Annotated in this window: 13 protein-coding genes; 4 read left to right on the plus strand and 9 right to left on the minus strand. The window is 41.2% G+C overall.

From position 1 onward, the window contains the following. Window positions 1–222: 222 nt before the first annotated feature. Window positions 223–2,682 (minus strand): bifunctional 2',3'-cyclic-nucleotide 2'-phosphodiesterase/3'-nucleotidase, encoded by a 2,460-nt coding sequence (locus tag D0469_RS12475; protein ID WP_233523044.1) that lies wholly within the window; start codon window positions 2,680–2,682, stop codon window positions 223–225. Window positions 2,683–3,061: 379 nt separating this feature from the next. Here D0469_RS12475 and D0469_RS12480 point away from each other — a divergent pair, with 379 nt between their 5' ends. Next, entirely contained in the window at window positions 3,062–5,218 is a 2,157-nt protein-coding gene (locus D0469_RS12480; protein ID WP_117327071.1) for a 5'-nucleotidase C-terminal domain-containing protein, read from the plus strand. A gap of 204 nt (window positions 5,219–5,422) precedes the next feature. Here D0469_RS12480 and D0469_RS12485 read toward each other — a convergent pair whose 3' ends face one another. From D0469_RS12485 to D0469_RS12510, 6 genes are all read right to left on the minus strand, one after another. Continuing rightward, window positions 5,423–6,763, minus strand: a complete 1,341-nt coding sequence (locus D0469_RS12485; RefSeq protein WP_117327072.1) for a polysaccharide deacetylase family protein — start codon at window positions 6,761–6,763, stop codon at window positions 5,423–5,425. Between the two features lie 274 nt (window positions 6,764–7,037). Beyond that, window positions 7,038–8,309 (minus strand): S-layer homology domain-containing protein, encoded by a 1,272-nt coding sequence (locus D0469_RS12490; RefSeq protein WP_117327073.1) that lies wholly within the window; start codon window positions 8,307–8,309, stop codon window positions 7,038–7,040. 438 nt (window positions 8,310–8,747) lie between these two features. After that, the gene (locus tag D0469_RS12495; RefSeq protein ID WP_117327074.1) at window positions 8,748–11,213 is read right to left on the minus strand and encodes an S-layer homology domain-containing protein; all 2,466 of its coding nucleotides are present in this window, start codon (window positions 11,211–11,213) and stop codon (window positions 8,748–8,750) included. A gap of 140 nt (window positions 11,214–11,353) precedes the next feature. Next, window positions 11,354–12,445 (minus strand): polysaccharide deacetylase, encoded by a 1,092-nt coding sequence (locus tag D0469_RS12500; RefSeq protein WP_117327075.1) that lies wholly within the window; start codon window positions 12,443–12,445, stop codon window positions 11,354–11,356. Between the two features lie 256 nt (window positions 12,446–12,701). Continuing rightward, window positions 12,702–13,592 (minus strand): UTP--glucose-1-phosphate uridylyltransferase GalU, encoded by an 891-nt coding sequence (gene galU, locus D0469_RS12505; RefSeq protein WP_117327076.1) that lies wholly within the window; start codon window positions 13,590–13,592, stop codon window positions 12,702–12,704. Between the two features lie 244 nt (window positions 13,593–13,836). Next, complete coding sequence (locus tag D0469_RS12510) at window positions 13,837–17,391, minus strand: chitobiase/beta-hexosaminidase C-terminal domain-containing protein (protein WP_325048952.1); 3,555 nt, start codon at window positions 17,389–17,391, stop codon at window positions 13,837–13,839. 582 nt (window positions 17,392–17,973) lie between these two features. Here D0469_RS12510 and D0469_RS12515 point away from each other — a divergent pair. Then, window positions 17,974–18,216: a helix-turn-helix domain-containing protein gene (locus tag D0469_RS12515; protein WP_117327077.1), complete on the plus strand. Its 243-nt coding sequence runs from the start codon at window positions 17,974–17,976 to the stop codon at window positions 18,214–18,216. Window positions 18,217–18,332: 116 nt separating this feature from the next. On the opposite strand, the gene D0469_RS12520 is transcribed toward D0469_RS12515, so the two are convergent. Both D0469_RS12520 and D0469_RS12525 read right to left on the minus strand, forming a co-directional pair. Continuing rightward, on the minus strand, window positions 18,333–19,931 hold the full coding sequence (locus D0469_RS12520; RefSeq protein WP_117327078.1) for an outer membrane protein assembly factor BamB family protein: 1,599 nt from the start codon (window positions 19,929–19,931) through the stop codon (window positions 18,333–18,335). 351 nt (window positions 19,932–20,282) lie between these two features. After that, complete coding sequence (locus D0469_RS12525) at window positions 20,283–21,017, minus strand: SGNH/GDSL hydrolase family protein (RefSeq protein ID WP_233523042.1); 735 nt, start codon at window positions 21,015–21,017, stop codon at window positions 20,283–20,285. 639 nt (window positions 21,018–21,656) lie between these two features. On the opposite strand from D0469_RS12525, the gene D0469_RS12530 reads away from it, so the two are divergent. Both D0469_RS12530 and D0469_RS12535 read left to right on the plus strand, forming a co-directional pair. Next, window positions 21,657–23,186: an efflux RND transporter periplasmic adaptor subunit gene (locus D0469_RS12530; RefSeq protein ID WP_233523043.1), complete on the plus strand. Its 1,530-nt coding sequence runs from the start codon at window positions 21,657–21,659 to the stop codon at window positions 23,184–23,186. Then, on the plus strand, window positions 23,183–26,287 hold the full coding sequence (locus D0469_RS12535) for an efflux RND transporter permease subunit (RefSeq protein ID WP_117327079.1): 3,105 nt from the start codon (window positions 23,183–23,185) through the stop codon (window positions 26,285–26,287). Before D0469_RS12530 ends, D0469_RS12535 begins: the two co-directional genes overlap by 4 nt. Window positions 26,288–26,306: the final 19 nt, after the last annotated feature.

A 26,306-nucleotide genomic window follows, 5' to 3' on the forward strand; every position in this document is an offset into this window, starting at 1 on the left:
GTATGATTATTGTATGTCGGCAATTTATGATAATAATAATACATAGCTAAAAAACACCATTCATCATAATGCCGGTGAATGGTGTTTCCTTTTTATAAGCCTAATAACTGTCTCCACAAACCCCGTTCACTCTTCCCTTTGAGTTTTTATAACGGATTCAATCTCAATATAAAAAATCCCCCACCGCATTCCGCAGTGGAGGTAATCAATCAAGCAGGAAATTTATTTATTTAAAAAATCATACACTACTCTTGCTGCTTGGGCACGAGTTGCTGAGGTTTTCGGTTCGAACTTGCCATTCGTGTATCCGTTCATCAGCTTCAGTTCGTTAGCGGCACTTACAGAATAAGCCAAACCTTTGTGAATGTTCTTGCTGTCTTTATAAGTCACTGTCTTCGTTGCTTTGTATGGTTTGCCAGTCTTCTTTTCGTATGCGCGAACGGTCATATATGCCATCTGCTCTCTTGTGATTGCGTCATTTGGAGCAAATTTGGCTGGAGACATTGTCGTAAGTCCATTTTTATAAGCCAGCTCAATTTCTTTTTCAACAGTAAGTGTGCCATCGCTGAGGCCAAGACTGCGTACAAGCAATGCGGCAAATTGTCCGCGAGTGATGATGCCTTCGGGATTAAATGTTGTATCTGTTTTCCCCTTAATAACACCTTTACCTACCAGGGAATCAATATAATTCTTTGCCCAATGATTATCAGTTACATCTGTAAATTCCGGTGTGTCCTGACCTGATGCTGGGCTCTGCCCCTTGCTTAAATCAAGCGTGAAGATACCGAAGCCTTTGTCATCCGTTTTGCCAGTATAAGAAATATTATCCGTTATTTTCGCATACTCTTCCGCTTTTGGACTGGATGTGAACGTTACATTCACATCGCCATTAATCGGCGCGATAGACCAGTTTTTATCGATAGTCGGATTAATTTCCTTATTTTCAGCAATGTAATCCATCAAAATTTGGCGGTTTTCATCAGCTGAATCAACGATATACTTGCTTCCTTTCACGCCAGGGAAGTTACCTCCGCCGCCGGCACGATAGTTGTTTGTAACCACGATGAAGTCCTGGTTAGGATCAACCGCTTTTCCGTTGTATTGCAGGTTTACGATACGGCTGGAATCCGCATTATTTATCGTTCCGTCCGGCTTGTATTTAGCAGGCTTTGTTACATCAACCTGGTAAGTAACACCATCAATAACATCGAAGTTGAACACCTGGAAGGACGGGTCAAGTAATGCTTGCTCTTCCTTTTTGCCTGGATCGATTTGATTAAATTTACCCGCTGACATTTCAAGCCATTCCTTGACTACAGATCCCTTTACAAGGATAGCTTTTAGTGTGTTGTCATATAAATAAAGGTCACCCGCACTGCGGATTGTAAGGTCGCCCTGTTTAATTTCAGTGAATTCTTCTACACCGTTGCGGCCTGCTTTAAAAGGCGCACCAACGGATAATATAGGAGTATCTTTATACTCAGGAGCATTCGTATTCACATACTTTTCTACATACCATTTTTGAGCTGCAGTCACAACTTGGACAGATGGATCATCCTGGACTAAAGCAAAATAGCTGTGGATTGGAGCGGTTGTTGTACCCAACTTACCCATTGTGTATGCGATTGTTGCTTCATGCTCAGCCTTGATGGAATCTGTTAATGCTGGATCAGCTTCCACAGTAGGTTTTTTTGCAGCCGCATCATAAATTTGCGTTGTAGATGATTGAGAATCAAGAACCTTCCATTTACCGTCCTCTTTTTTCAAAGTTAAATCGATCAGGCCCAGTTTCTCTCCGCCAAAGCCAGCCTGAACAGCTGCTACACCATTGATAGTTCCTTTAACATTATCAACGCCTGGGAGTACTTTTCCATCTTTGTCCTTAAATAGTGCATCAAGTGATTTTTCATCAGCGGCAGGGAACACTTTGTGCGTATGGGAGAAAGTAATAGCATCGATTCCAGCAACTTTGCTCAATGGATAAATTGCATCTTCAGCATTCTTATTCGCTTCAGCTGCACCATTGAAGCCGGAGTGAGTCATCGCAATGACGATGTCTGCCCCTTCCGCCTTCATTTGAGGAACAAATTTTTCTGCAGTAGCCACGATATCCTTCGTGATAACCTTTCCATCTAAATGGGCTTTATCCCAATCAGTGATTTGAGGAGCAACAAGGCCAAGATAACCAATCTTGATTGTTTGTTCCACACCATTTTCGTCTACTACTTTCTTTTCCACGATTTTGTATGGGGTAAATTTATTTTGATCGTTATCTGGGTTATTATCTTTATCGTCTACGTATACATTGGCATTCACATAGCCAAAATTAGCGTCATCATATGTCTCATCTAAAAAGTCCAAACCGTAGTTAAATTCGTGGTTGCCCAGAGTCGCCATATCATAGCCCATTTCATTCATAATCCGAATGACAGGATGTACTTGTCCATCCTTCAATGGATTAATTTTTGCCATATATGTTCCTAACGGAGTTCCCTGGATCGTGTCACCGTTATCGACTAAAACACTGTTTTTGGATTCCTGGCGCGCTTGTTTGATTAATTGGGCAGTCTTAACCAGTCCAACTTTATCTGCTGCAGTTCCCTTAAAATAATCATAGCTTAACAGATTTGTATGGGTATCCGTTGTTTCCATAATACGAAGCTTTACAACGTCCTTATCCATCACTTCAGCGTATGTAATGGAAGGAGCAGCCTGCGGCACCAAAATTCCTAATGCCAGCACTGTACTTGCTAAAGATTTTTTAGTAATAACCTTTTTCAAAATATTTCCCCCTATGTAATTCTTTTGAATTGCAAGACGACTTAATAGTAACATATTACTAGTGAAGATATCACTCAGAAAATGTAAATTATTTGTCATTCTGATTGTGAACTGGCATACCATGCTTGCTGCATTCTGGTATGTAAATTGTTGTTAAATAATTGCAATAATTTTATTTTTCTAGAATGAGAAATAACAATGTTTGTTATAATAACTTGGTAGTCTATTATTTTACTAATTACATAAAAAAATTTTAAAAAGAAATGAGGAAAAGAACCAGATGGCTTACCTTTCAAAAGTTTCCCGCAAGTTTATTGCTACTGCTGCAACTGCTGCTATTACTGCTTCTATTGCCGTTCCTGCTGCTTCTGCTGCCGCCAAATTTACAGATGTACCCCCTCATTATCAGGATGCTGTAGACTTTTTAGTTTCAAAAGGCGCAAATGGCTATACAACGACTTTTGGCACACACCAGACAATCAAGCGTGTTGATGCTGCTGTTTTATTAGCCAATGTCCTTGGTTTGGATACAAAGAATGCTCCAGCCTCAGGCTTTAAAGATGTTCCCGCCCGGGCTCAAGGTGCAGTGAACGCACTTAAAGCTGCTGGAATCATTTCCGGCAAAACCGCAACAGCATTTGGAACAAATAGCCCTGTAACCCGTGGAGAATTAGCTATCTGGCTTCAAAAAGGCTTTAAGCTGGAAGGTTCTGCCGAGCATGCCTTTACGGATGTGAACGCACGCTATGATGCTGCTGTTAAAGCAATGGTCGCCAATAATATCACTAATGGTGTTAACAAAACAAAGTTCGGTGTTAACCAGCCTGCCAAGCGCGGGGATTTCGCGATATTTTTATATAAAGCATCACTTGCCCAGAAAGATGAAGATTTCAAGCTTTCGATCATGCACACTAATGATACTCATTCACATACCGAAAAAATTGCCAAGCGTGCGACAGCGATTAAGGAAGTACGAAGCCAGAAGCCTGATGCGCTCCTTCTTGATGCAGGGGATGTTTTTTCCGGAACACTTTACTTCAATGAATTCCAGGGACAGCAGGATCTTGAATTCATGAATTATTTAGGCTATGATGCTATGACCTTCGGAAACCATGAATTTGACCTTGGCTCAAGCAGCGACGGCCATAAAGGGCTTGCCGACTTCGTGAAAAAAGCTGAATTCCCATTCGTTAGTGCGAACGTGGATTTCTCCAAAGATTCATTGTTTAACGGACTGTACCAGGGTACCATTTCAAGCTCCCCTAAAGATGGCAATATCTACAATGGGATTGTCAAAGAGGTTGATGGCGAGAAAATTGGTATATTTGGTTTAACTACCGAGGAAACGCCGACCATTTCAAGTACGGGAAAAATTGAGTTTAGTAATTATCTTGAACAAGCAGAAAATGCGGTGGACGCTTTTGAAAAACAGGGAATTAATAAAATCATTGCTCTAACCCACCTTGGCTATGATGATAGCATTGCATTTGATAACGATCTGGAATTGGCTAAGAAGGTCGAAGGGATCGATGTCATTGTCGGCGGCCATACACATACGGTTCTAAAAGCACCTACAGTGGTTGAAGCGGGCAATGAGTCTACTGTAATCGTCCAGACCGGTGAATACAGCAATTCTCTTGGCACTCTTGATGTAGAATTCGATGAAAATGGAAAAGTGATAGGCCATGCCGGCGAGCTTATTGACATTACTAAAAAAGCTGATGATCCAGCAGTACTTGAGATGCTCAAGCCATACAGCGATAAAATTGCAGCGCTGCAAAGCCAGTCTATTGGAGTAGAAGCAAAAGCTGTTTTAGACGGTGTCAGGGAAAATGTCCGCGCGAAAGAGACGAACCTAGGAAACCTGATCACGGATGGAATGCTAGCCAAAGCCAAAACAGTAAATCCTGATACAGTTATTGCCGTAACAAACGGTGGAGGAATCCGCGCTTCCATTGAAGCAGGAGATATTACGTTAGGCGAAATTTTAACAACGATGCCATTTGGAAATACGCTTGGCATTATGAACCTGAAGGGCTCTGAAGTGAAAGCAGCACTTGAGCACAGTGTCAGCCAGGCTCCGGCAGCCTCTGGCGGATTCCTTCAGGTTTCAGGCTTAACCTTCACATATGACAGCAGCAAGCCAGCCGGCCAAAGGGTTCTCGAAGTAAAAGTAAAAGGCGCTGACGGCAGCTTTGCTCCTATCAATGACGAAACTTCGTATTTTGTAGCTACCAACACATTTACCGCTAAAGGCGGCGACGGCTATGAAGTATTCAAGAAAGCATATGAAGAAGGCCGTGTAAGTGAACCTGGATATGTAGACTACGAAATGTTCAGAGACTATTTAAAGACTCAAACAACAGTCGATCCTAAGGTCGAAGGACGGATCATAGATGTTGCAGCAGCTGCGCCAGTGACGGTTACTGGAAACTAATTAAGAAAAGCGAAAGCGTCGGCTAAGTTCGCCACGTCCTGTGGCAGCGTCGGCACTAGCACGTCCTGTGCGTCGAGGCTGGGCGCTCGAGCTAGACATCCGTGCTGGTTAAAAAAGGTTATATTCTTAGCTAGTAAAACCGCCTTCCGGATACTAATCCTGAAGGCGGTTTTATGTTTAGGAACTTATTAAGCTATTTATTCATTACTTCCCTTTAGAGGAAGCTGCTCCAGTTTTGCTTGGCGTCTTGCCATTCTGCTGGGGATTCTCCACAACATTCTGAACGGGTTTATTCACTTTTATCCTAGGGTCAACATATGTTCCGTTCAATTTATTAACAAAATCAGCAACGCTGTGCCTTGGAGCGATACCCTGCCTTTTTAGCTTAAGCGGATTGTCACCCAGTTTGACATTTCCGGTCTCGGTTGTAAATGCCATTGTTATGCCTGCATCCTTTACAGCTGCCATTGTTTCTTCATCATACTGGCCCCATGGATAAGCTAAGTATTTGATGCTGGCAGGATCAAGAACTCCCTCCCCGAGGTGCCGTCTCCCTCTTTCAACATCCGCTTTAATTTGTTCATAGTTTTTGGAGATTAAATATGGTATGAGACTCTCAGATTCGCGAAGATGCATGCCAAATGTGTGATGCTGATAGTCAAAAATATCTGACGTCTCCAGCATTTCTTTGTAACCTATATATTGAAGTTTGTTCTCATCCCAGGGATTGGCGGCCGGATAGGTACGTCCTCCAATTACAAATTGAGTTGCCTTTAATCCGTTCCTTTTCAGGATTGGATAAGCATATTTAAGAGACGAGGTATATCCATCATCAAAGGTTATCAACACTGCTTTTCCTGTTAAAATTTGCTCAGAATTGAGATATCGTTCTAATTCCTGTCCATCAATCGCTTTCCAGCCATCCGCCTTCAGAAAATTCATTTGCTCCTCGAAAGCTGAAACAGTGATTACCATATCATTATTCTTGAAAGGAGTAAGTGCCGGGTTTTCCAGCATATGGTGGTACATCAGAACCGGGATTCCCTGATCGTCCTTCACATTTCCCGATGGAATAAACCCAATCCTGTTACCAATACCAACTTTATACCATTCACCTGCTTTGGAAAGTACAGGAAACCTTATATTTGTGTTTATGACAGCAATAGCCTTTTTGCTTTTATCGGTCTTATCATAGATTACCGTTTTTCGTAGTGTGATGACTCCTGATTTCACTGTTCCAATTCGGGACTCGTTTGTTTGATTTGCCATCCTGGCAGTAATAGCCATATTCCGCTTGCTGACATAAGCCCGTCCATTCCCAAATGTAATATGGTAGTTTCCGCTATCCTCTCCTATGAGAGCATATTCCTGTCCCTTTACTAAATTACCTACCATTACTTTAGTTTTACCGCTTAAACTATATACCGGTGCATCCTGTCCTGCCATTATGTTCTTAACGATTGCCGCCTTTGCAGCTTCTGGCATAAAAGAAATTCCCAGGACAACAGTAACAATCAGCATAATTCTCTTTATATATATTTGCACTTTTCATTTCCCCGCCTTGATATTTGGAAGTGATAGAATGACTCAAGTTTCTCCTTTCAATCTAATTTTCTACCATTATTCCTATTTCTTTAGAACTATTATTTGAGAATTATAGCATATAAAATTGGATAGAAAAGTAAAAATGTACCATAAATAGAATTGGGAATTTATAGAAAATAAAATGTCTTATTTATATTTATAAGAATTAAATCCCTTTTTTAGAACATAAAAAATAGCCCCAATCCGTATTGGATCAGAGCTATCTTCTTCCATATTATTCCCCAACTTTAAAATCAAATGTTAGATTCGTTGCATTATTGTTAGAATCCTTAAATTGGGCTTCAAAAGTGTAGTTTCCTGTTGGAATAAAATTGTATATTTCTTTATCCACAAGGTTCCATTTACCATTTTTCAGTTCAAGTACTCCCCACGGTTTGCCCTCCGCGCTTTTGGCAGCCTCTACATCTGTGCTTTTAAGAATAACATTCACAGTTTGGTTAGCCGTAAATGATGAGTCCGCTACATTTAATACAATTCCATTTAAGTTGGCTATACCATTTGTTGCAGGCAGGGTAGCTGAAGCAGTGTTTTTGCCAGCAAAATCAAAGTTTACTGCAGACCCGCCTTCAAGGGTGATGGTTCCTGCACCTGCAACTGGGGCAGCATGGTCAAACGCCAGTTCCACATCGTCAATCCAAAGGGTTCCTTCTTTACCGGCCAAGTCTTTATGCTCAAAGGTTAACGTCTTCCGGTCATTTGATAGAGTTGCTTTTGAAGGTATTAATTCTTCAACAGTACCATCTTTATATTCGACACCAAGATATAGCGTATCAGCTGCATCCTGTGCGGTAAATTCCTGAGGTACTGCTTCATCAAGCGTTACTGTCAGCGTTTTTGAATTTGTAATGGCTGCAGATTCAGCCACTGCAAAATAAATGTTTTCCTCAACGAACATAATAGTGTTATAGAGAAGATTTGCAAAGTCACCGCGAGTGATTTCAATGTAAGTTCCATATTTAGAAGGTGTTTTACCTGAAGTAATTCCTGTTCCGTAAAGAGCTTCAATATATGGAGCAAAAACACCGCCTACATCAGTAAATGGAGTTTCTTCCGCAAAATCTTCCAGACCAAAACTTGTTACCAAAAACTTTGCCATAGCCCCGCGTGTTAAAAGCTGATTAGGTGCAAAGGTATCCTTTGTTACGCCTGAAATGATCCCTTCTGCAGCCAAGGCATTGACCGCACCTTTAACACGTGAGTTTAAATCTTTAAATCCAGCATCTGGAGCAGTTTCAGTATCAAGCTCTAGCGCATTAGCAAGGATAACGGCAGCATCACCTCTAGTAAGGTTTAAGCCTGTGCCAAACTTTGTAGAAGTTTTCCCTGAAATCATTCCATTTGCATATAAAAAGCTAACCGCTTCATCGTAACGGTCATTTACATCTGTAAAAGTATGGCCTTCTGCAGAAGCAGCCGGTGCAACAGCTGTCGCAACCAATGCAGCAGTAGCGCTGACAGTTAAGAACTTTTGAAAAGACTTTGCCATTTAATTTTTCTCCTCTAATGTACGATTTGTTTTTAATATTTTAATAGCAACCTAATATTTAGAAATAGAGGATACATTGACCGTATCTTCTCTGTGATTTTAACAAAAATTTTAGTTTGGATATATGAGTAAATTTTACCTTTGTTTATGTAATTTCTCATATATTTTAAGATTTAGACAAGTATTTTTCATCAAAAATATGCATTCGACTTACTAAACACTAATTTCTCTTAAAAATACAATTTATGTACCATGATAACTAACTGCTATCCAATTAATTTTGCCGAAAGCTCCATTCATTTCGCCGTTTTAAAATTTATTTCGCCAAAGTGGCAATTAATTTTGCCATTTTCGAATTTATTTGGCCGTCGGGATATAGGCTTACATAATAAGAGGCAGGAAGCTAACCAGCTTTCTGCCCCTCCTTATTGCCTTTTACTATTTATTAATAGTTATACCTGTACTTTGAACGTTATCTTCCGCATCTTTAATATCTGCAGTTGAACCGGAAGCCACTTCCAGAGTTGTCAGTCTGCTTACGGTTGAGGCATCAGCAACGTTGAGAACTAGTTTGCCTGCTTCTACAGTTGCTCCGGTAATTGGAAGTGATGCACCATTGCTGTTGACAAGCTTTAATTCGTCGGTTACATCTGCTCCTGTCCCAAGAGCTACGATTGGTTCTGAATAAGTGACTGTCAATTCATTTAATTCAGTTGCTGTAAATGATGCTGGTTCTGGTGCCTTATTGTCTGTAACTGGCAATAAAGCAATGAAGGAGTTGTTTACCTTGTTATCCAGGTTTTGAACGCCAGTAACTCGGAATACAGCTTTCTCATCATTCGCGCTAATAAAACCGGCTGGAAGAGTAATATTGACTGTTGTTTGGTCCAGCGTTCCTCCAGTGCGACTAAACTCTATGTCAGTGTCGGCCGGCAGTTTTGCACCATTGATCTCGTAGGCTGCCGGGTTAAAGGCCGAACCTGTACCTGATCCTTTAACCTTCGTACCAAAATCGACAGTGATAACATTCTCTGAAACTGTTGCATCCTCAATTTTAAAGTTTGTTTCAACCGGTGTGTCGGCATCCGTAACATCCACTGTAAAGGAATAATTCCCAGCTTGGTTAGGAGAGAGCGATCTATCGGTTACAACACCTTCAGCAAAGTTAAAACCATATTGGTCGGCTGCCACACCGGATTTAAGTGTAAATGTGACTTGATTTTGATTAGTATCCGAAATGGTCGCGCTTTGGATAACATTGGCGAATGGCAGGATTTCACCTCTGGAGTTAACAACGGAAATCTTGGAGGTGTCCAGGTCTTCAACCTCTTTATTATAGGTTACAGTAAATCCAGTTACATCACCATTTGTAGAGTTTGTTTCCACTCTTGCTACTGCAGGAGCAGCGGTATCCCTGGTAACTGTCACTGTTTTTGTAACCTCGGAAGCGTTTGTATTCCCAAACCTGTCCTCAAGCGCATCCTTTGCAACCGTTAATGTAACCGTATCTGTGTTGCCGCTTCTGAATAAATAATCCCTGTTTAAAGTAACAAAATATTCTCTGTTATTTGTCGGATTAACCTTAACCTCAGTAACAATATTGGCAGTAAATGAACCTACCCTGCCAGTAATCGGCAAGTTGCCTTCCAGTTCTTCATCAAGTGTGACTTTCACCGTATTTTCACTTGTTGCTTCTACGGCAGAAATTGATGGTGCCGTGTTATCTAGACCAATTCGCAGCGGTGCTGTTTGGACCTCTTTGATGTTTCCGGCAGCATCCTTTGCATTTACTACTGTTACTTCATACGGCTGGGACGCATCCAGGTTGACAGTGAAGGTTGCTGTATTTCCGGTAATTGAAGGAGTATAATTTGCGTTATTAATTTTTACATTATCGATTGAAGTTACCTCTTCATCGAAATGTAATGTTACAGTTTTAATGGTTTCATTTGTAGCTCTTGCCATTGCATCAGCTGATACAAGATCAGGTCCAGCCACGTCATTTACTGTGACGATTTGATTGGCAGGGCTAACATATTCTCCGTTAGTTCCTTTTACCGTTTCAAATGGAATTCTGACCGTGTAATCACCTTTAAAAAAAGTTGCTGCTTTGAATGTTAGCGTTTTGCCGTCAGAACTTAATTGCTGTGATACCTGACCAGGGTTTTCTGCTCCTTCGCCTCTATCCAATGTAATAAGATTCAAATTATCATTCGTTGATAAAGTTTCAGGATCTAATGGCTCATTAAAATGCACAGTTATCGTCTTCGCATTGGTCGGTTCTACACTTGAGATTTCGACTACACCTGGTGTTGCTGTAGCGTTAGCAGCCCTATGTAAGAAGATGGCATAGTCTCCACGCTTTGCGGATTGTTCCACTCCGAATTTGGTTTCAGAAACCCCGTTTGTGATTTTATTGCTTACTAATGCCCTGACTGCAGTTTCGTAACGGTCGCTCACATCTGTAAATTTCAATTGGCCTGATCCTTCAAGTTCAAATCCTCTTTGAATCCAAATGGCCAGCTCGCCACGGGTAATTTTGCTGTTTGAATCAAAGCTGGTAGCTGTTTTCCCGCTGGTTATGCCCGCCGCTTTGATTGCGTTAACATATTTTGCGGCACGTTCAGGAACATCGGTAAAGCCTGATGGTGGAGCTGTGTCAATGGAAAGCCCCAGCACTTTCGCAATCATTACCGCTGCATCCACGCGCTTGATGTCATCGCCGGTCCCGAAAGTAGTTGTTGTTAAACCATTGACTCCTTTTGAAACGACGAAATCCACCGCATCCTGGTATCGGGCAGGTACATCTGTAAAGCCTGCCGCTGATGCGGCAGGAGCAATCGCACTTGCCACTAATACCGCCGTTGCCGCGGTAGCTGTAAACTTCCGATATGATTTGGCCATTTATAAAAATCCTCCCCTGAAATATAGTAATCTCCTACTTATATATCCGGGGAAAAGCTTCCATAAACATATATTTCTGCTATTATAGGTAAGAATAACTACAGTAATTCTTTCCATTATTGTATATCTATGTTTAATTTCTATAATCTCTTATCCTTCCAGAAATTCACCGTAAAATGCTCCTCAGGGTTATAGGTTTCCAATGAATAGCCAGCTTTTTTGATTACATCAATTATAATTGGCAATGTATTAATGGTTCCTTCTACATCATGAAGTAAAATAACCACTCGATCCTGGTTTTTATATGTTTCTAATCCAGACTTCACTTTTTTTATAATTTCACTAGGGTTATTTTTGTGATATTTCCAATCCAGTGTGTCAATATCCCAATCCCACATTTTAAAATTGCTGCTAACTAATCCGTTCCGAAACGGAGCAGTCATAAATGGTTTACTTCCATACGGAACTCTCACCAAACGGCTGTTCAAATTAGTTAATGAATATAATGTTTTTCGTGTTTGATCCATTTCCGCCACAACGTTTTTCGGATTTCCATACAATTTATTTTTATCATGGCTGACACTATGCAACCCAACATAATGCCCGCTCTTTACAATCTGTTTTACAAACTGAGGGTATTGTTTCATATTCGGTTCAACAAGAAAAAAAGTTGCTTTCGCATTCTTTTCAGCTAAAATTTTCAGGAGCTTCGCTGTATGCGCCCTTGGGCCATCATCAAACGTTAGATATACCTTTTTTGCAGCAGCCTTATGGAGTGTCTTAATAAATTGACCATTACTATATTTGTGGTTTCCATCTACCAGACGGACAATTCTTTCATCAGAAAGATAATAGACTCTGTAACCCAGATACTCGGAAACCAGTCTGATTGGAATATATGTTATTTCGTCTTTTTCTACAACCTCACCCTTAAAGCTGTTATTGCCTAACTGTAAGGTACCATTATATAAATCAATGCTAACCGTAATGTTTCCCTTTTTAATCGTGGCCGTTTTAGAAATGCTGTTATTCTGAATCATTGCCCCTGTTATTTTGACAAAATCATCCCAGGCGATATATGCCCTTCCATTCATTATCATGGAGCCATGTTTTATGTCAGTACAGATTCTATCATTAACGGCAACTCTCACTTTTGTTTCTGCTTGGGCGGCTTGCACATTTTCTGGCCAAAATAAAATGAATAGTATTCCTAAAAACCACAGATATTTCATACACTTCTCCACAAACTCAACCCCTCAGCATATTGTTTAAAAGGAATGATTAGTAGTAGAAATATATGTTGGGTTTTATTTACTATTCCAAAAAGAGAATGATAAAAGGAAGTTTATTAGTCTATCATCTTGGGCTTATAGCCAAGAGTTCCCTTAGTTTTTTTGTAATGATATGGAACACCGATTATTAAAACTTTCAAAAAGCAGATTTGGATATTATGATTAGATAAGCCTCACAGCATTGGAGGCAGCCTTTTCATTCTACAGGTTTCAGTTTCTTATGATTGAATAATTGTTTCTCGAGCAGGCGCAGGACACCCTCCCTCAAATCTTCACGGTCAAGAGCAAAATCAATCGTGGTTTCAATAAAGCCTAATTTTTCACCCACATCGTAACGATTTCCTTCAAATTTATATGCGAAAACACGCTGAATGGTATTGAGACGTTCAATGGCATCCGTTAGTTGAATTTCTCCGCCTTTTCCTTTTTTCTTTTCCTCCAAATAACGGAATATTTCTGGCGTTAAAATGTAGCGGCCTACAATCCCCAAGTTAGAAGGAGCTTCATTTACCTTTGGCTTTTCAACGAATTGCTTTACTTGCATCAAGCGTGATGAAGTGCTGACAGGATCAATGACACCATAACGATACGTTTCTTCCATCGGTATTTCCTGAACGCCAATAATACTTGAAAAGGTTTCATTATACTGCTCAATAAGCTGAAGCATACAGGGCTTCTCGCTTTTTACGATATCATCGCCCAATAACACCCCAAACGGTTCATCGCCAATAAACTTTCGGGCACACCAAACAGCATGCCCCAGACCCAGCGGCTCCTTCTGGCGGATGTAATGAATATCAACAGAAGAAGATGCCTTTACCTTTTCAAGAATTTCAAACTTCTCGTTCTCCATCAGGTTGGCTTCCAATTCAAAAGCATGATCAAAATGATCCTCAATGGCGCGCTTTCCTTTTCCAGTCACAATGATGATGTCTTCAATTCCGGAAGCAACCGCCTCCTCGACTATATACTGAATTGTCGGCTTATCCACTATTGGGAGCATTTCCTTGGGCATTGCCTTCGTCGCAGGCAAAAAACGTGTTCCCAACCCAGCCGCAGGAATAATTACTTTTCTTACTTTTTTCAAACATTATCCCCCTTTCAAAACCGCATAATTACAGGAGTTCATATCTAATTTATGGGGTTCTTCAAAAGGTTAGAAGGGGTTTTGCAAACAATCACGTTTGTATTTACTAAATCTTCTTCGGCCAATGCTGCCTAGAACCTGTTGTTTAATCAAACGATTGATTAGTATGATTTAATCAATCGTTTGATTGAAAAAGAAAAAAGTGCCGGGATTCCCATATTATAGGGAATCCCGGCACCTTCGATTAGGCAGACTTCTTGTTTTTAGAAGCAAAAGGTGAATCCATTTCTTCACCTTCAGAGTTATAAAATGTAATCGCAGAAGTATCCACGTTTTTCTTCACCTTCCACAGCTGTATGTTTTCTGCACCTCTTATTTCTTTTACATTTTTGCTCTCAATCACCACTTCTTTCACTTCGGCACCGGTGAAATCTATAACAGAATTTTTTGAAGATGGGGTAATAATGACTCTAGTATCCTTTAACCCTTCCCCTTTCAATGCTGCTGTTGATTTCATAAGATAGATGCCATCTTTTATAGTTGAAGTGCTGTCCATGCTGACTAATGCATTGTCCTCTTTTATTTTTAATTTGCCAGCTGTGTAGCCACTAAGATTGTACACCTTGTCGTATTTTGGTTCTTCGATTTTATTCAAGCTCATTTGAATCAGTACCGGGTCATGGTCGCTTGCCCGTCCGTGCTCTTCCATAAACCCTGAGTTGATATGAACAATATCCACTTCAGTATTCGCTGCCAGGTTATTTGATACTAAAATATGATCCAGTACCTGGGCATTTCCTTGATAGTTGTAAGTATACCGCTGATCTGCCGGAACTTTTTCAATCATATTTGTTAGTTCGTTTCCTTTTAATGTTTGTAGAGGATTGGAGAATTCGAAGTCATTAAAGTCACCGAGCAGAACGATATTCGCATTTGGATCCTTTTCTTTTACATCTTTTACAAAGCTGTTGACGATTTCTGCAATCTTCATACGCTGTACTTCACTTTGTAACACTGGCGGCTGAACCTTCCCAAATAACGGCTGGTCACCGCCTTTGGAGTTAAAGTGGTTCGCAACAACGATAATATTCTTTCCATTAAACTCGAACTGTGCTGCCAGAGGCTTGCGGGATGAATTGAAAGCGGCATTCGTCGGATCGATTCGGCCCGGGTTCAATGTAAGCTTCCCATTTTCAAAACTAACTGCGTCGGTTGCTGTTCCCTTTTTTCCAGGCACAAGTGTTACTCTGTCCTGTTTATAAAGGAAGCCAACACGGATATTTCCTCCCGGTGCTCCGCCATCCTGCTTGTCCAATGGTGCTATATCCGTATATAGGTAATCTGCTCCGCCAAGCGCTTTAATTTTTGCAATTAACGTTTCAAAGCTTTGGCTTGCATCCGTATTGCCGCTGTCTGTCTGGCCATCATTATCCTGAACCTCCGTCAGTCCGATAATATCAGGCTGCTTCAGGTTATTGACAATGGCCTCAGCCAAATTGGTTACCTTGGCATCCGGTGTTTTCGTTGAAAAATTCTCCACGTTATAAGAAGCGATCGTCAGCTTATCAGCAGCTGCTGAAATTGTCGTTGTCTCACGTGTATTAGCACCTTCCACAAGCTGCGGCAGATCCGCTTTATTGCTGAGAACCTTAAAGTTGCTGTAGCCATAGCTGACAACACCCTTAATCGATCCCGCAAAACTGTCACCCATTTTTGCCACAAAGCTCTCATCATTCATATCAATCGTAATCCGTTCCGGGTTGAAGTCTGTTTCGGTAATCCTTAGGCCGCCTGCATCCGTATTGGTATCGAAATTTCCAGGAACCACAATGACTTCTCCGTATTTCTGTGGTGCTACTATCTTTGCATTGTCCACTTGAACCAGCATGCCTTCCAGACTTTCAAAAAAGTCGATTCCGTCTTGTTCGGGTTCAAATGTTGATAACCCATCATTATCAATAACCTCAGCAGGAGGAATCCGATCCTGTCCAATCACTACCGGAGCAGGGAGCGTCTGTCCGCTGGCTGTAGCCATAATGGCGGTTGCATTAATTTCAGTTACCGGCAAATCAGTTTGCTGTTTTTCAGCATAGCCTTCCAGCACATACTCCTTCACTTGTCCGCTTACTTTCACTGCATCGCCCACTTTTACACCATGAGGCCTTTTATAGACTAAAATTCCTTCAGATGTTTTTTCATCATTATCAGACTGAGTATCCTGCATATAGAAGTTATTTGCATCTACAACCTTCGTTACAACGCCCTCAATGTCTGCTACATTTATGCCTTCATAAGGAGAATAATGAGCAGCCGCCTGAATGTCATGAATGCGGACAACATCCTTTTGAATGATATAATTGAAAGTTGAAACATCAGTAGCGGTTAGCCCTTCTTTTACAGCAATGGCCTTTATTACAGTGTCCTTCGAAATTTCAATTGGACCTCCGTAAACCTGGCTGCTGGTTGTAGGATTCGTGTTATCGGTTGTGTAATAGATAGTTGCACCTGCAGTTGGGGCTGCTAGCGTTACTTTATCACCTGCTTTGATAAGACCCGCCCCAGGCGTTGCAGTGATACGCTGCACCTTGCTGGAATCTTCGATAATGTCGCTCGCATCTCTCGGAATCAGCTGATACACACTTTTGTATGCTCCAAGCACCCCTGTGATCGAATCATAGCTTGTATCCACGGAAAGCAATGACGCATCCTGGGGGCGAATCTGGAATGACGTTCCGTTGGCGTCCTTAGCTGTGTAGTTCCCGCCTGCAAGGGATTCAACAGTAACCTTTTTTACAGTTACAAGGGTTGCTTCTTTGTTTTCCTGAAGATCGGCCGCTGTTAATTCTTGTGCAGCAGGCACCTCCGCTTTTTCAATCACTGTTACATTGCTAGCCTGCACTTCCAATTCCAGAAGTGAATTGTAATCTGCAATTTTACCTGAAGCCTGCACTCTATCTCCAGGCGCAACGTTTAAGTTGCTGCCATATAAAACAATACCTGCTGTATCGTCCTGGATATAAACCGTATTTCCGAAAACAGCCGTCACGATTCCGGAGGTAAGAGCTGAATGACCGACCGGGAGTTCCCTCACTTCGGCAATCGTTTGTTTTTGCAAAACAGAATACTCAAATGTCGTTACTTCACTATCTTCCAGGCCAAGTGTTGAGGCAAAAGCCTTTATGGTGATTGCGTTATCGATCGTAATGGGTGCAATGTATTGACGGCTTTCCTTTGTGGGAGCGGTGCCATCTGTTGTGTAAAAAATAGCGGCACCTTCAGTGGCAGTGGATAATATAACACTGGTGCCTTCAGCTACAGGTCCGGCTCCCGGGTTAGCAGTTACTGACTGGACCTTTGTCGGGTCATTTTCTTGCACAAATGTATAAGCGGTTGGTGACTTTAATCCAGGAACAGTAAAATATTTTTCCAGGCTGCCCGTGATTTGAATCTTTTTACCCAGGTTTTCAGGATTTGTTTTTAAATTAAGTTCTGTCCTGATGGGTCCTGTTGGAAGCTGCACCGGAATGATCTTTGTTTTATCCGTTTCATTTGGATCATCCGCTAAGGCGAGATTCGTTTCGACAGTAAATGGTGCTTTATGGGCGTAGGATGCAGTGCCACCACTTCCTCCTGTGGTAACCCCCACAATATACCCCTCTACAGTTGCAGTTCCCGTATTAGCCGCTATAGCCTGTGCAACTGAAATGGGTTCCGTAGCATTTGCGGCACTAAATGGAGCAAAAAGGCTGATTATCATGGTAAAAATCAATGCCAAACTGAAAGATTTTCTTTTCCGCACTGTTAACCTCTCCCTTTGTATAATTTTGCAGATCCTATATCCATGCAAAAGCGCAACCAACAAAATTATTTCGCCGTTTTAAGGACTTTTGGCCAATATCATAATTATTTTTGCCAAATTTTAATTATTTGGCCGGATTCACATTTTGGTCAAACTACAAATCCAGCTTCACTTGAATTATCGCCTCCTTACTAGTAATAATTAGTACTCTACTAAATAATTGAAACACACCTTCCTACAGTATTACATTAAGTTATTGTTAAAATTTTACAGTTAAAGAGACCTATGAACATATACCCATCAAGACTAATAGACCGGTAAAATAGAAGAAAAAGCTGTCCGGCATGGTTAAGCTGGACAGCTTTTTCAAAAGACTTTGATTATTAACGAACTTCTATTCTCCAGAATCCTGTATTAAAATAGTTCAAAATAAAGATTAATATATTACCAACACCGGTAAATGACTGAGCAGTTTAAAGAAAAGTTACAACTTCTGCTTAAAGCAAAGTAAATAAAATGTAAAAAATGTCGATACTAGTAAAAAAAGGATATTAGGATAAACAACTTTTAGGAGTGTCGGCAATGGATATAAAGCTAATGGTAGGTCAGAATGTGAAGAGAACAAGAGAACACAACGATATGTCTCAAACGAAATTAGCAAATATTCTTAGTGTAACGCGTGCTTCGGTAGGAAATATGGAAAATGGCAGACAGAATATCAGCTTGGAAATTTTACATAAATTGTCCATAGCCTTTAATGTACCTATAACTTGTTTTTTTGATGGTTGTGAAAATAGTTCCGAAAATCATTCTCAAATAAGCTAAACAAATAAATGAAGGAATAAGTTTGTTCCAATCAGGTTGAGCATATCGTATATACCACTTCTAATTTCTCGACAGCATGAAGGCACTTCTCCTCTGAGAAGTGCCTCCTGTTATTCCTATCTTATGCCAACACTATGAAAAGCTCCGCCTCTTGTTGCGACAATAATCTGCTGCCCCACCACAATTGGGGAGGCTTCAATGTTGGCTCCTAAATTAATTTTGGTAACTACCTTCCCAAGTTGATTTATGAGATATAAATTACCCACCGAATCTCCTTGTACAAGAAACGCCTTTTGATTCGAAGTATAGACTGCGACTGTAGATGACCAGGCGTAATTTGGAAGCTGCAGCCGCCATTTTTCTTTTCCGGTTTTTGTATCAAGGCTGATCAGTAATCCGCCATTAATCGTTTTATATCTGGAAATATTGTAGATAACCTGCCCTGCCAATGGGCCTTTGCCTACAATAGGTGTCCCTAAAACTCCGCCATTCACCGGATTTTCTCCTTTAACAGAAAAGCCAGGAATCTTCTTTTCCCACATTACCTTGCCGTTCAGCCCGTTCAATTTTTGTAATCGGGCATAGCCCTTTGTGCCTTGCTTATCAATCTCTGAGCCGGTATACAAGAAAGGCACCCCGCCCGATTCTTCAATTACCAGGCTGGCATCTGTATCATCATATGCCGGGTTCGCCCAGATTGGACGCTTTTTGATTAAATCCAGTGCCTGTATCCCGCCGCCATTATCGGCAAAATAAGCTATGTTCTTATAAACAGATATGGAATTCTCTATGCCCGGATAGGCATTCTTCTGCTGTTTATAACGATATTTTGTTGTAACCGGTGATATTTTTATCCTTTTATTTGTCGGGTCATAGTTTGTGAATAGTTTTATCAAACATACGAGGCCATTTTCCCCGCCTACCACCATGCTATCATCTTCCCGGTTAATCAGCGGAGAACTGTCGAATGCTCCCCAGCCGCGGAATGCGAAGGAATCCATTCCAGGGATAAAAGCCAGCAAGGATTGGTCTATTAAACTATAAATTCTAAAGCCGATTTTACCCGTTTGCGGAATCCCCTGCCCTACATAAAGCAGCGGATAACCGCGTGGGTCAAGAGCAACGCTTCCCTTGATGGGATTATGTATATCGATAGGCTTTCTTGTCTGCTTGCCTGTCGAAGGATCCAGGAAATAGACCTTGCCATCCAAAGATCCGTACATCAATTCTTTGAAACTGGCTTTCTTTTTATATTCCGGATAAACATTCATAATTTGCTGTTCTCGCTTGTTCCACTCAATCACACTCGGCTGTCCGGTCCAGCCTGCCCCTCCTCCCCATCTTGGTGAGGAAGATGTGCGAAAGGACCAGCTTTTCCTCAATTTCCCTTCTTTGATAATAGGGGTTCCCATCACAGCACTGTTGCGGGCAGGTCCGCCCCTGAACGTTAAAATACCATTTACTGTTTGAAATTGTGCTGGAAACGGTTTTGTGGCGACTCTAGCTTTGTTACTAAATGCGAAAGCAACACTTTTACTGCTGGGAAGTGGGTTAATGTGAACCGGGTCCCACTTTTTGTTTTCGATTGCTGCGGCACTCGCTTTAACGCTATCTTTAGGTGAAGGAGCAAAAATAATATTAGCTCCTATAGGATAAAACAATGAAAACAGGATAATACACAAAGAAAGGTAAATTTTCATTAAAACTCTCATCATTGGTTCATTCCTTCTATAGTTTACTGATTATAAAAATATAACATGAACCTGGAAGCAAACTAATAAAAATCGTTCAACACATTCCCACATTCTTAATAAGATACTGTCGATTTTTCTAACAAGAAAAACCCATTGCAGCTAAGTTCTGCAACGGGCTACTCACCACTTTATTATATTGACTAGCTAGTAAGGCTAAACATTCTTAGGAATATATTTATCCATATAATATGTGAAAATAACTTACTGTGAACGTAAAAAGACAGATAGCATATGTAAGCCCTTTTCCATTTCAACTACACATACGATTAAAGACAATTCATTCGAAAAATGATCGGTCATGTAAAGCACCGGTCACATCCTTTTCAACTCCAGTGTTTTTTGAACCGTTTGATAGAGCACGTCTGCCCCATACATCGACATATGGATTCCTGATGGATCATATAATCCTGAATCAGTAAGTGCCTGATCTGTATTTCCACCTGCATATTGCAAAAAGATCCGATATGTATCAATTAAAGGAACGCCTTTTTGCCTGGCAATTGTTCTGGTTATATCATTATAAGAGTCATGCCATTCCCTAGCTCCACCGTAAGGCTTGTATAAAGCCTCTCTATTTCTTGAATAATAATGCCCTTTTCCTCCTTCAATTACGGGAAGGGCGGTCATCAGTATGACATTTATCTTTCGAGCCCTGAGACTATCAACAAAATACCTTACGTTTTTGTTGAAATTTGCTTTTGAAGTTCTTGGCAAGCTATTGCTATTCATAATTTGCGCATCATTCGTTCCGAACATGATGATCACGGTTTTCGGATTTTTATTCAGCACATCCCTTGTAAATCGCTGCCTCGCCATACCGGTCGAATTTCCGCCAACACCGGCATTAAAAACAGGACGTGTTTGCAAAAGCCGATTTGCCCATTTAGCACTGCTGTAATAATGATTAGCTACCCAATTCGAACCTGCTGTATTACTGTCTCCAAATAAAACAGTGACTTTCCTTATGGCTGCCTTTGTTTCCGTTCCATTGCTCAAGTTGAGCGATGCCAGCAAAACAATGAAAAACGTCAAAACCAATTTCTTCACAATTCTATTCTCCTAACGTTTGATTTCTTTTAGCTTGACCGCTTCCAATGATTTACTCCATTAATCTACCCTGATGATACTGTGATAAAACTGTTCACCGTCAGGTAAGTCGAAAGAAGACCGACTAAAACTCTAACACAAAAAAGAAACCAAAGCTATGCGCTAAGGTCCCGTTTTCTCATTATATATATCTGGGCAAAAGCTGTAGATAAAAAAACCTGATTACTAATGATAGAATCTATTATCCACTGCTATACATATCTAATATCTCATATCCTTATTTCAGATTATTGTATAAGGATAGGAAAAAACCATATAAGCAGGTGGCTTTTAGGTCTCTGCTCCCCTTTATTCCCCTCAATTCTCCTAGACTATTACCCCCCTTGCAGCCACAGCTTTAGTCCGACAAATTACTAGTTCATTCGCCATAAAAAATGTAAATAAATGTTACAGAAACTATTTATTGACAGTACTATACCCAGGACTTATAATTCATTTGGAAACTGAATAGTATAAAAATGACTTAGTGGTATAAACCGTATTTTTCAGGAGAAATTTCTAATTCATTTTTATCGTTTCAGGGGGGAAAGAAAGAGATATTCCTATTTACTCCAAAAAAATATAGAGGGAGAGAAAAAAGTGGGAAAACGTTTACCTTTAGTAACCGCAGCTGTAAGCTTTGCTCTTGTGATGTCAGCTTGCTCAGCAAAGCAAACCAGCGGCGTTCAGGTAGAAAAGACAGCAATAAACGTGGAAGTAGCGAGTGTCGCTGAAGAGTCTCTTGATGGAATTACCAACCTTTCAGGAAAATTGCTGCCTTACGAAGAGACTGATGTTTCATTTGAGGTTGCAGGACGGATTCAAAACATGGATGCTAATATTGGTGATCCAATTCAAGCAGGAAACAGTTTAGCGAATTTGGACCCTGCTGATTATCAGCTTCAAGTGCAGCAGGCCGATAATGCCATTCTTCAATCACAGGCTGCCCTGGACTCATCGGATGCAGCCATTAACTCCGCTGAAGTAGGGATTGGAGCGGCGGATTCAGGTGTTAGTTCCTCAAATGAATCAATAAAATCAGCAGAAGCCAATATAAAAGCAGCAAATGCACGGATCAGCAGTGCACAAGCCAACCTCGAAGCCGTTAATAAAGGGGCACGCGAGCAGGAAAAAGCCCAGGCAAGACTGGCTGTTGACAGGGCTAAAGCGGCCTATACCAAAGCCAAACTGGATGCTGACCGTATAAAAGGATTATATGATGAAGGATTAGCATCCAAAAAGGATTTTGACGATATGCAGCTTGTAGTGACCAATGCACAAAAAGATGTAGCTAATGCAGAACAATCGTTATCGCTTATTTTAGAAGGAGCGACTGCAGAACAGCGGAAACAAGCAGCCTCATCCATACAAGAAGCAGAGGCTGGCAAAGAACAGGCTGTTGCTGGTAAAGGACAGGCAACGGCTGCTAAAGGACAGGCAATTTCTGCAAGAGAGCAGGCTGTTGCTTCAAAAGAACAGGCGATCGCCGCAAGAGGCCAATCTGAGGCAGCTTACGAGCAGGCGCTTATCGGAAAGAAACAGGCAGAGCTTACCCTTTCTAAAACACAACTAAAATCGCCTCTTACAGGAGTTGTGTTAGAAAAGCTTATTTCAGAAGGCCAGATGGTCAGTCCAGGAACACCAGTTTACAAGCTTGGCCGCACTGATCAGCTAAAGGTCCTTCTTCCGGTTCCCGATAAAGAAATAAAGGATTGGACGGCTGGGCAGGAAGTAACGGTCTCGCTTTATGATCAAAAGAGAACAGGAAAAGTAAATAAAATCTACCCGCAAACCAATGCCAGCACCGGTACAATCAGTGTCGAGGTTATCATTCCAAACGAAAACCTTGAATGGGTGCCAGGCCAGGTAGTAAGGGCAAACCGGGTGACCAGTGATAATAAAGGAATCCTCATTCCAATAGAAGCGGTCATCAGCAGCGGCAACGCCCCGTATGTTTTCAAAGAAGTAAAAGGCCATGCTGTGAAAACGGAAGTTCAAACAGGTAATTTAATTGATAACAAAATTCATATTATGAGTGGTTTGAAAGTTGGCGATATAGTCGTAATTCGCGGAGGAGAATTATTGCTTGACGGTGACCCGTTGGAAACTGGCAGAGGTAAAACGAAATGATAGAGTATTTGGTCAAAAAACGCAAAATTACCCTCCTCTTTTTTTCAGCAGTCACCCTATTTGGGATTTTTAGCTTCTTTCAATTACCGAAGCAGGAAATTCCCGATCTTGTCATTAGCCAGGCGATCGTGACGACTGCTTATCCTGGAGCAACTCCAGAAACCGTCGAACAAACGGTGACGAAAAAAATTGAGCAAAAAATTAAAGAGATTCAAGGTGTTGATACCATTTCATCCACTTCGATGGAAGGTATATCAACCATTACGGTTATGTTAGAGCCGGATGTCGAGCCGAAGGAAAAATGGGCGGAGCTTCGCACAAAGGTACAAGATGCCGAAGCAGAGCTTCCAGATGATGCGACTCAGCCGTTTGTCAACGATAATTTAATCAAAACGTTTATTAGCGCATATGCTGTATATGCTGACAAGCCAGAACAGCTTAAAGAATTAAATGATTTAATGGACTCGTGGAAGGACCAGCTGCGAGCCGTTCCCGGCATTTCAGACGTTACCATCCAAGGAATCCCTGAGCAGGAAATCCGAGTGGACCTGGATACTCAGAAAATGCAGCAGTACAATGTATCCTGGCCGCAGGTTACTCAAGCCATTCGAGCGGAAAATGAACGCATACCGATTGGGGACATTGATTATAAAGAACGAAATTATCAGCTTCGAATTTCAGATGCAAGAAGCATTGACGCTCTGAATAAAGTCATTATTACGAGAACAGAGGATGGCTTTCCTATTTATTTAGAACATATAGGCAAAATTGCCCTTACACATGGTGAAGGCTCTTATAATGGTTACTTTAACGGGAAGCCCGCCGTTACTCTCAGCATTAGCGGAGAAACAGGAAGCGATGTACCAACTGTAGATGCTGCTGTAGTCGAGTCAATGAAAAAGTTGGAGACGACTCTTCCAAAAGGTTTTAAGCTTGATTTGTTATATGCTCAAAAAGATACAATTGATCATATGTTTGCCGACCTATCGAAAGAATTGATCATTGCGATGGTTGCCGTGGTCCTTGTGTGTATGCTGGGATTAAATTTGGTCACTTCTTCTATAGTAGCGCTGGCCATTCCATTATCGATAGCAGTAGGATTATTGTTCCTCCCTATGTTTGACGTGACACTTAATCAGATGACGGTTATTGGGATCATTATTGTTCTGTCACTTTTAGTGGATGACGCAATTGTTGTTAATGACAATATTGAACGACGATTAACGGTATTGAAGGAAAGTCCTTTAACCGCTGCTGTTAAAGGTACAAAAGAAGTAATTATTTCCATTATCACAGCCACATTCGCAACGATTGCAGCATTTTTACCGCTTATGTTCTTATCCGGTGATATGGGGAAATTTATTAAACCAATTCCCCTCGTTATTATCGTTGCTTTATTGGCTTCTATGGTGATGTCTCTTACGATTGTTCCGATATTCCGGGAATGGAATGAAAAACGCAATAAATACAAACGTGAGCAATCCGGCAAGCCAGCGGGCCTTCTAGGAAAACAGATTCATGCTTTAAACCATTTTTACTCTCAGAAGTTAATGAAAAAAGTTGTTAAGCATCCATTAAGGGTTGGATTAACCGGACTATTAATTGGAACAGCCGCCTATGGATTAACACCATTTGTTCCTGTTGAGTTATTCCCTAAGGCAGAAGATCCACAATTCACGATAAATGTGGAAATGCCAACCGGAACCTCACTTCAAGAAACGGATCGGGTAGTAAAGGAAATTGCCGCTTGGGCAGAGAAACTGCCTGGGGTGAAAGAAGTCAGTTCCGCTTCCGGGGGTGCCGCACCGCAGCTTTTTAATGCAATGCCAGCAGGCTCTGGCATGGAAAATGGGCAGGTAGCTGTCCTGGGTGAAGCAGGAAAGTTTGAAATAGAAAAAACGATTGAGGAATGGAATAACCATTTTAAGCAAGCATACCCAGGACTCTCTGTAGTAACCTCGTCACCATCAGCAGGTATTGATGCAGGTGCACCCATATCTATTCGCCTGACTGGACCAGATTTAGAACAGCTTCGCAATCTGTCCGGACAGCTGAAAACGATCATTTCAGAGACAAATGGTACATACGATATCTCTGATTCCCTTGGAACAGGGCGCTATTCACTCGAATTTGCAGTGAATCAGGATGCCATGGATCAAAACCTTGTGAGCTACACTGATCTATCAACTACCCTTCGTTTAATCACCCAAGGGCTGGATGTCAGTGAATTTGACACAGGCGATGATCTGATTGATATAAAGATTTATTTAGAGAAAACGGAAGAAGATCCAACCACTTTATTTCAAAGACTCAGTGTGACCAATGCAAAAGGTGAACAAATTCCGCTGGCACAGCTTGCACAATTAAAGCCTGCGTTCTCTGTACAGCAGATTTCCCACTATAATTTAGAGCGTACGGTAACCGTTGAGGCTGATGTTAGAACAGGAACGACCGCTACCCAGGCAATGGCTGAAATATTGCCGAAAGTAGAAAGTCTTAACCTCCCTGACGGTTATAATTGGAAAGTTGGAGGGGAAACTGAGCAGCAGGCTGAATCCTTTGGGGATTTAGGAAAGCTCTTCCTAGCTTGTATCGTAATCATCATCATCTTAATTACGATCCAGTTCTATTCCTTGTCTATTCCAGTTATTATTTTAACAACAGTATACTTGGCGGCGGCCGGCGGAATCATCGGAATGTTCATTACACGAACACCAATTGGTTTTATGTCAGTCATCGGAATCACAGCCTTAGCAGGAATTGTTGTTCGAAACGGAATTGTGTTAATTGAATTTATGGAAGATGCCAGACATGAAGGTATGGAATTAACGGAGGCTGTTATTAAAGCAACCGAAGCACGTTTCCGCCCAATTCTATTAACAGCAACAGCAGCCATTTTCGGCCTACTGCCTGTTGCACTTATCGGAGACATACTCTTCAGGCCAATGGCGATAACCATCATTTCCGGTGTTATCTTCTCTACGGTTTTAACCTTATTGGTTGTTCCTTCTTTATATATGGTGCTTATTCGATTTAAAGAAAAACGCCAGCAAAAGAAGCTTATGCGCCAGCTGAAGAAGGAAGAAGAATTGTCTATGTAATTCTATCTTAATCCTAAAA

It is taken from the genome of Peribacillus saganii, from assembly GCF_003429095.1.
GTDB lineage: Bacteria > Bacillota > Bacilli > Bacillales > DSM-1321 > Peribacillus > Peribacillus saganii.